A 6,202-nucleotide genomic window follows, 5' to 3' on the forward strand; every position below is an offset into this window, starting at 1 on the left:
CAAGACTGACTCGCAAGACCTTATCTTTTTCAAAATCCATAGAAATGCATGACAGAGTCATTGGGTATTATTTGAACATTCGTCACTATCAATAAATTGGAATCATGACCTCACGTTGTAATTTGCTCATGATATCTCCTTATTTTTAAATTAGATGTCATGCCGAAACTCGCGATGACTCTTGGAGTATAGGCTCAATAACTCACACAAATAATAAACAAAAAGTTAACTATTGATATACCATTTAATTACAATAATAATTATTTTATAACGTAACAGCATTAAGTTTCACAGTGATGCGCAATCCTGTCATTTTTTATTGCCTTAAAAAAATAAACTGTCACTAAATATTGCTCACTTAGAAATGAATACTTTGGTAACAGTTTAAATAGGTTTTCATAATACTAAGCGTATCAGATGTTGGAGTTCCTTACCCCGCACGGGGTAAGGAATACTCCTATTATTTTGAAACGCTATTTAACCAGAACTCAGATACCCTCTCAGGAATAAAACAACCACTGCATTAACATAAAAAACAGCAGAGAAAACCCCAAACTCTTTAAGATTGAATGCGTATATTTGCTGATAAAATAAGCTAACACTACCGTAATCAATGCGAATAGATATTTAATATTAAATTGTGCAATTAATTCACTTAGAGTCAGATTATTCAATGAAATATTAACGATAATCGTCCCCAGAATAAAACAGATGGCATAATCCAGCGCAGTAATGAGAAAACGCTTTCCCTTTAATAAGCGATTATCATTCATCAAAAAAGGGGCAGCTCTTAATATAAAACTGATTAATCCCATCAATACGATCAACAGCATCATAATCTTCTATCCTGTCTGATTTTCTGTTCAATGAACGCAATCCCTATCCCACATAAAACAGGGACTATCAGATCGATTAATTTCATATCCATTTCATTCAATAACGGTGCACATAACCCACCCATGACTGTTGCCAGAACAGACATATCCTTGCCTGAACGCCTGGCAGTCAGGGAGGCAAAATGGACAGGAACTAACATCACGAGGAATTGCGAAAAGGAATCGTAATCCAGATATTCGGCTGAAATATACCCCAACAACGTGGCACAGAAGGTGATCACAAAACAGGGTACAGCAACCCCCAGATAAAAATGAAATTGGGATTTCCCATCCGTGATATTTTCCGCAGAGAGATGTGCGTGCGTCACCGTATAAATGCTGGCGCTAAATCCTAACATCGACAGCAAAATATTTCGCTTAGGGATGCCACGAAAATATTGCGACATCACCATCGCCATCAAGAAAAAGCGGAAGTTAATCAGCAATGCCAAAACGATAACAGAAAGTATCGCCCCGTCAGCCAGATAACCAACCGCAGCCACTTGTAACGGTGCGGCATATATCAACAATGATCCGACCAACGTTTCCATTAATGGGATACCGTGACTTTGATAAAGCGCACCAATTGAAGTAAAAATAAAGAAAAAAGAGATACAAACAGGTAAAGAATCAACCATGCCTTTCCGAAAGAGTGAATTCAACACTTGGCACCTATATTAGCGTTATATTTAGGGTAACTGAGAAGCTGATATAGCTTATGATAAATATAATTAAACGATAATCAATATGACCCTAATTTATCAGCAGTAACATCAGGATATGATATAACTTTATTTTATATATAAGGCTTATGATATTACCGCTATAGTGAAGATAATTTTAAAAACAATAATTCCTTCTTGGAGAAATAGATAACATGAAAGCCGTACTAAATATATTATTAGCGGGCATTATTCAATTGGGTTTCACCCACTTCTCTTATGCACAATCCACCCTTGATAACATTCATTCCACAGGCATATTCAGGATTGGGACTGAAGGCGCTTATGCCCCATTCAGTTATCATGACACCTCTGGAAAACTGACCGGATTTGATGTGGAAATCGGCCGTGAAATTGCACTTCGCATGCAAGTGCAGCCCGAATTTATTGAAGGTAAATGGGATGGCTTGATTGGTGGGCTTGATGCTGGACGTTTCGATGCCGTGATGAACCAAATCGCTATTACACCGGAACGCGAGAAAAAATACAGTTTTTCCCAGCCTTACGTTATTTCAGAAGCTGTACTGATTACCCGAAAAGATAACAACGATATTAAGACATTTAGCGACTTAAAAGGGAAAAAATCGGCACATACCCTGACCAATAACTTTGCCCAGATCGCCAGACATTATGGCGCCGACATTATCGGCACTAATGGCTTTAATCAGGAAGTCGATTTGGTGAGCACAGGCCGTGCAGATGCAACAATCAACGATAAACTTTCTTACCTCGATTACAAAAAACATCGCCCGGATGCTCCGGTAAAAATTGTTGCCGCAGATACCCAGGCAGCACAATCTGCTGTGTTATTACGTAAAAATGACATTGAATTAAAAACCGCAGTAGATAAAGCGATTACTGAGATAAAAGCGGATGGGACTTATCAACGTATCTGGGATAAATATTTCGCCGAAAGCGACTAATCAATAATGAAAATAAGAGCCTAATGGAATAGGCTTTTAAAATAAATCTTATGTTCTAAGCTATAACTTTATTGTATATAGAGTTCACCTTTTCTTGCCATATCATCATTAAAACAACCCTATAAAAAATAAACATATTTTTAATATCTATCAGGAAGGTTCTATGACCCCATCATGGCTCAATTTAGCGTTGGATTCTCTATGGCCGATGATTTACGCCGGCCTGACATTCACTATTCCCCTCACGCTGATTACATTCGCACTTGGGATCTCATTGGGGTTTATCGTTGCTTTAATTAGGCTATATGGCCCTAAACCACTGGTTGCTGTCGTTCGGTTTTACGTCTGGTTGATTCGCGGTACGCCTCTGCTGGTTCAGTTATTCCTGATCTTCTACGCCCTGCCTAGCGCGGGCATTACTTTGGACGCGTTCACCTCCGCCATCATCGGCTTTACCCTAAATGTCGGTGCCTATACCTCAGAAGTGATCCGTGCCGCACTAATCTCGGTTCCCAAAGGGCAATGGGAAGCATCTCACTCTATCGGCATGAGCTGGTGGCAATCACTGCGTCGGATTATTCTGCCACAGGCGGCGCGGGTTTCGATTCCTCCCTTGTCCAATACCTTTATTTCGCTGGTAAAAGACACTTCTCTGGCTTCTGTTATTACCGTGCCAGAAATGTTTCTGGCGGCACAGCGCATCGCTGCCGTCACTTATCAACCGTTAATCCTGTATACCGAGGCCGCCATTCTTTATCTCCTTTTGAGTTCAGTATTATCAGCACTGCAAGTGCGGTTGGAAAAGAAATTCGCTCAGCAAAACAGCAGCAACCATAAGGAAGCCAAAAATGATTCAGCTTACCAACATTGAAAAAAGTTTCGACGGACAGAAGGTGCTGAAAAATATTAACCTGACGATTAAAGAAGGCAGCCTGACGGCACTGATTGGCCCTTCCGGTAGCGGTAAAAGTACCTTGCTGCGTTGCATTAATCTGTTGGAGATCCCACAGGCTGGCAAGCTGGAAATCGGCAAAGAACAGATCACTTTTACGGGTAAGGAGCGATTGCCGCATCGGGAAATTCAGCGTTTTAGCCTGCAAACCGGCATGGTATTCCAGAACTTTCAGCTTTTCCCGCATCTGACTGTGATTGAAAACATTATGGAAGGGCTGATTTGGGTACAGAAATGGTCCCGCGAACGCGCCAGAGAACGGGCGCTGGCGTTGCTGGAAAAAGTCGGCTTATCCCACAAAGCGGATGTTTGGCCAGCCACACTGTCAGGTGGTCAGCAGCAGCGTGTGGCCATCGCCAGAGCGATGGCACCTTCCCCCAAAGTGCTGCTGTGCGATGAACCGACTTCGGCGCTTGATCCCGAATTATCGAAAGAAGTCGTCTCGGTTTTGAAGCAATTAGCAGGAGAAGGCACGACCATGTTAATGGCAACGCATGATCTGCGCCTGGCTGCTAATCTTGCTCATGATGTCGTATTTCTGGAATCTGGTGAAATTATTGAATCGGGTACGGCAAAAACCCTCTTTACCCACCCCAGTAAGGTACGAACTGTCGAGTTTATTTCAACCCTGACAGAAACTTTACCGGATTGGGAAATATAGCGAGCAGTCACGTACATTATTTATTCGGAGAAACACGATGAAAAAAATTTTGAATTTATTACTGGCGAGTGCGACTGCCCTTGCTATTTCTGCCCCTGGTTATGCCGGCGAAGATTTTGATGCCATCAAAGCCTCTGGCATCTTTAAGATTGGCACGGAAGGCACTTATCCTCCTTTTACTTACCACGATGCCAGCAATAAATTAATCGGCTTTGACGTGGATATCGCCCGGGAAATTGCCCGACGTTTGAACGTCAAACCTGAATTTATGGAAGTTAAATGGGATGGCTTGATTGCCGGATTAGATGCTAAACGTTTTGATGCGGTTATCAACCAAGTCGGCGTCACCCCCGAACGGGCAGCGAAATACAGTTTTTCCATTCCTTATACGACTTCTCAGGTTGTGTTGATAACCCGTAACGATAACAGTGATATTAAAGCCTTCACAGATATTAAAGGTAAACGCTCAGCCCAATCATTGACCAGCAATTACGGGCAACTGGCAACGTCTTATGGCGCAAGTTTGGTCAGTACAGATGGCTTTAACCAGGCCATTGATCTGGTCGCTACCGGACGCGCTGATGCCACACTCAATGATCGTCTGTCATTCCTTGACTTCAAAAAACAGCGCCCTAATGCGCCGGTAAAAATTGTCGCCCAACAAACCGATGCGAGTAAATCTGCCGTCTTGCTGCGTAAAGGGGATGCAGAGTTACTGGAAGCAGTGAATAAGACTCTACAAGAGATAAAGGATGACGGTACGTATACCCGTATCTCTGAGAAATATTTTGGCGTAGATATTTCCAAATAAAATTTTCTTTGCTTGAGAATATGGCGTTGTTTTTTTCCAAGGTGCCGTAAGACCCCGTTCTTCATACGCTATCACACAAGGGCGGGGAGAATGACACTACTATTCTGACGTAGTCTCCCCCGCTCCCAGGCATTTGTCGTAAGTTATTGTATTAGTCGTGTGACACCTAAACTACGTCTCAATTTCATAAATGACTTGATTATTATAGACTAGAATCTATACTAATTATAGACTATGATCTATAAAATAATATTGCAATTATATAGAGAGAGTCAGTGTGTGGGAAATAATAACAACAACATTATTTGACCAATGGTTTAATGAACAATCTGATGAGCTACAGGAAGATGTTTTGGCTGCTATGCATGTACTGGAAATTAAAGGACCAATGCTAGGACGACCACTAGCTGATACTTTGAATGGCTCACAGTATCCAAATATGAAAGAACTACGGATACAACATGTTGGTGAACCCATTCGAGCGTTTTTCGCTTTTGATCCGAATCGCAGTGCGATCATTCTTTGTGCTGGTAGCAAGGCCGGGCAAAACCAAAAATTGTTCTACAAAAAAATGCTCAAGATTGCTGATAAACAATTCAAAATTCATTTGGAAAAATGGGAGAAATAACATGGCTACGTTAAAAGAATTGATGGACAAACGCAGTCCAGAAAGCAGAGATAGAATTAAAGAGAAAGCAGCAGAATTACTGCTTGAAACACAACTTTATCAAATTCGTGAGGAATTAGAACTATCACAAACCCAAGTAGCTAAAAATTTGGGGATCGCACAATCGTCAGTCGCTGCTATTGAACAACGTGGAAATGAACTGAAAATATCCACGCTGAAAAAATATATTGAATCTATGGGCGGCGAAATGACACTAGGTGTTAATTTACCTAATGGTAAATCAATGAGTTTTTCCATTTAAAAAATAAGTGGGACTGTGGTCCCACCTTGTTAACACCAGAATCCAATTGGTTAATACTAGCAATTTTTAATTATTTCCCTTCTTTAATTCAGATTAACCATACTAATCTAACTTCAAGATACGTGTGATTTTTCCCCGCTAAGCGGGGAAAAATCAAGTTTCATATAGTGTTGTAAATTGCAACTTGAAGTTTAATGCGTATATGTTGTCGAGAGATTCGGTCACGTATTCAAAATGTTGATTGGTCTTAAATATAATATTCTCTTTCGATAAAAGTCCCGATGACTTTGTCATGCATTTCCGGTGATTTTGAATAGCCTAATGTTTTA

The 6,202-nt window shown here is 41.0% G+C and carries 10 protein-coding genes; 7 read left to right on the top strand and 3 right to left on the bottom strand.

From position 1 onward, the window contains the following. The coding region (locus IQ211_RS17385; protein WP_228011597.1) for an IS1 family transposase at nucleotides 1-95 on the top strand (95 nt) is incomplete at its 5' end. 405 nt (nucleotides 96-500) lie between these two features. On the opposite strand, the gene IQ211_RS17390 is transcribed toward IQ211_RS17385, so the two are convergent. Together IQ211_RS17390 and IQ211_RS17395 are read right to left on the bottom strand one after the other, a co-directional pair. Continuing rightward, nucleotides 501-836 (bottom strand): AzlD domain-containing protein, encoded by a 336-nt coding sequence (locus tag IQ211_RS17390; protein WP_189761173.1) that lies wholly within the window; start codon nucleotides 834-836, stop codon nucleotides 501-503. Continuing rightward, on the bottom strand, nucleotides 833-1,513 hold the full coding sequence (locus IQ211_RS17395; RefSeq protein ID WP_189761172.1) for an AzlC family ABC transporter permease: 681 nt from the start codon (nucleotides 1,511-1,513) through the stop codon (nucleotides 833-835). Before IQ211_RS17395 ends, IQ211_RS17390 begins: the two co-directional genes overlap by 4 nt. 239 nt (nucleotides 1,514-1,752) lie before the next feature. On the opposite strand from IQ211_RS17395, the gene IQ211_RS17400 reads away from it, so the two are divergent. The 6 genes from IQ211_RS17400 (at nucleotide 1,753) to IQ211_RS17425 (ending at nucleotide 5,873) form a co-directional block, all read left to right on the top strand. Further along, a complete protein-coding gene (locus tag IQ211_RS17400) occupies nucleotides 1,753-2,520 on the top strand; it encodes an amino acid ABC transporter substrate-binding protein (RefSeq protein WP_189761171.1) in 768 nt (255 codons plus the stop codon). Nucleotides 2,521-2,683: 163 nt separating this feature from the next. Then, nucleotides 2,684-3,391, top strand: a complete 708-nt coding sequence (locus IQ211_RS17405) for an amino acid ABC transporter permease (protein WP_189761170.1) — start codon at nucleotides 2,684-2,686, stop codon at nucleotides 3,389-3,391. Next, entirely contained in the window at nucleotides 3,369-4,133 is a 765-nt protein-coding gene (locus IQ211_RS17410) for an amino acid ABC transporter ATP-binding protein (protein WP_189761169.1), read from the top strand. Before IQ211_RS17405 ends, IQ211_RS17410 begins: the two co-directional genes overlap by 23 nt. A 37-nt stretch (nucleotides 4,134-4,170) precedes the next feature. Further along, nucleotides 4,171-4,944: an amino acid ABC transporter substrate-binding protein gene (locus IQ211_RS17415; protein WP_189761168.1), complete on the top strand. Its 774-nt coding sequence runs from the start codon at nucleotides 4,171-4,173 to the stop codon at nucleotides 4,942-4,944. A 277-nt stretch (nucleotides 4,945-5,221) separates the two neighbouring features. Further along, nucleotides 5,222-5,572 carry a type II toxin-antitoxin system RelE/ParE family toxin gene (locus IQ211_RS17420; RefSeq protein WP_189761167.1) on the top strand — a complete coding sequence of 117 codons (351 nt, stop codon included), beginning with the start codon at nucleotides 5,222-5,224 and terminating at the stop codon, nucleotides 5,570-5,572. 1 nt (nucleotide 5,573) lies between these two features. After that, on the top strand, nucleotides 5,574-5,873 hold the full coding sequence (locus tag IQ211_RS17425; protein ID WP_189761166.1) for a helix-turn-helix domain-containing protein: 300 nt from the start codon (nucleotides 5,574-5,576) through the stop codon (nucleotides 5,871-5,873). Between the two features lie 247 nt (nucleotides 5,874-6,120). On the opposite strand, the gene IQ211_RS17430 is transcribed toward IQ211_RS17425, so the two are convergent. Further along, a partial coding sequence (locus IQ211_RS17430; protein WP_228011593.1) for an IS1 family transposase occupies nucleotides 6,121-6,202 on the bottom strand: 82 nt, incomplete at its 5' end.

This window comes from Xenorhabdus griffiniae (genome assembly GCF_015163655.1).
Classification (GTDB): domain Bacteria; phylum Pseudomonadota; class Gammaproteobacteria; order Enterobacterales; family Enterobacteriaceae; genus Xenorhabdus; species Xenorhabdus griffiniae.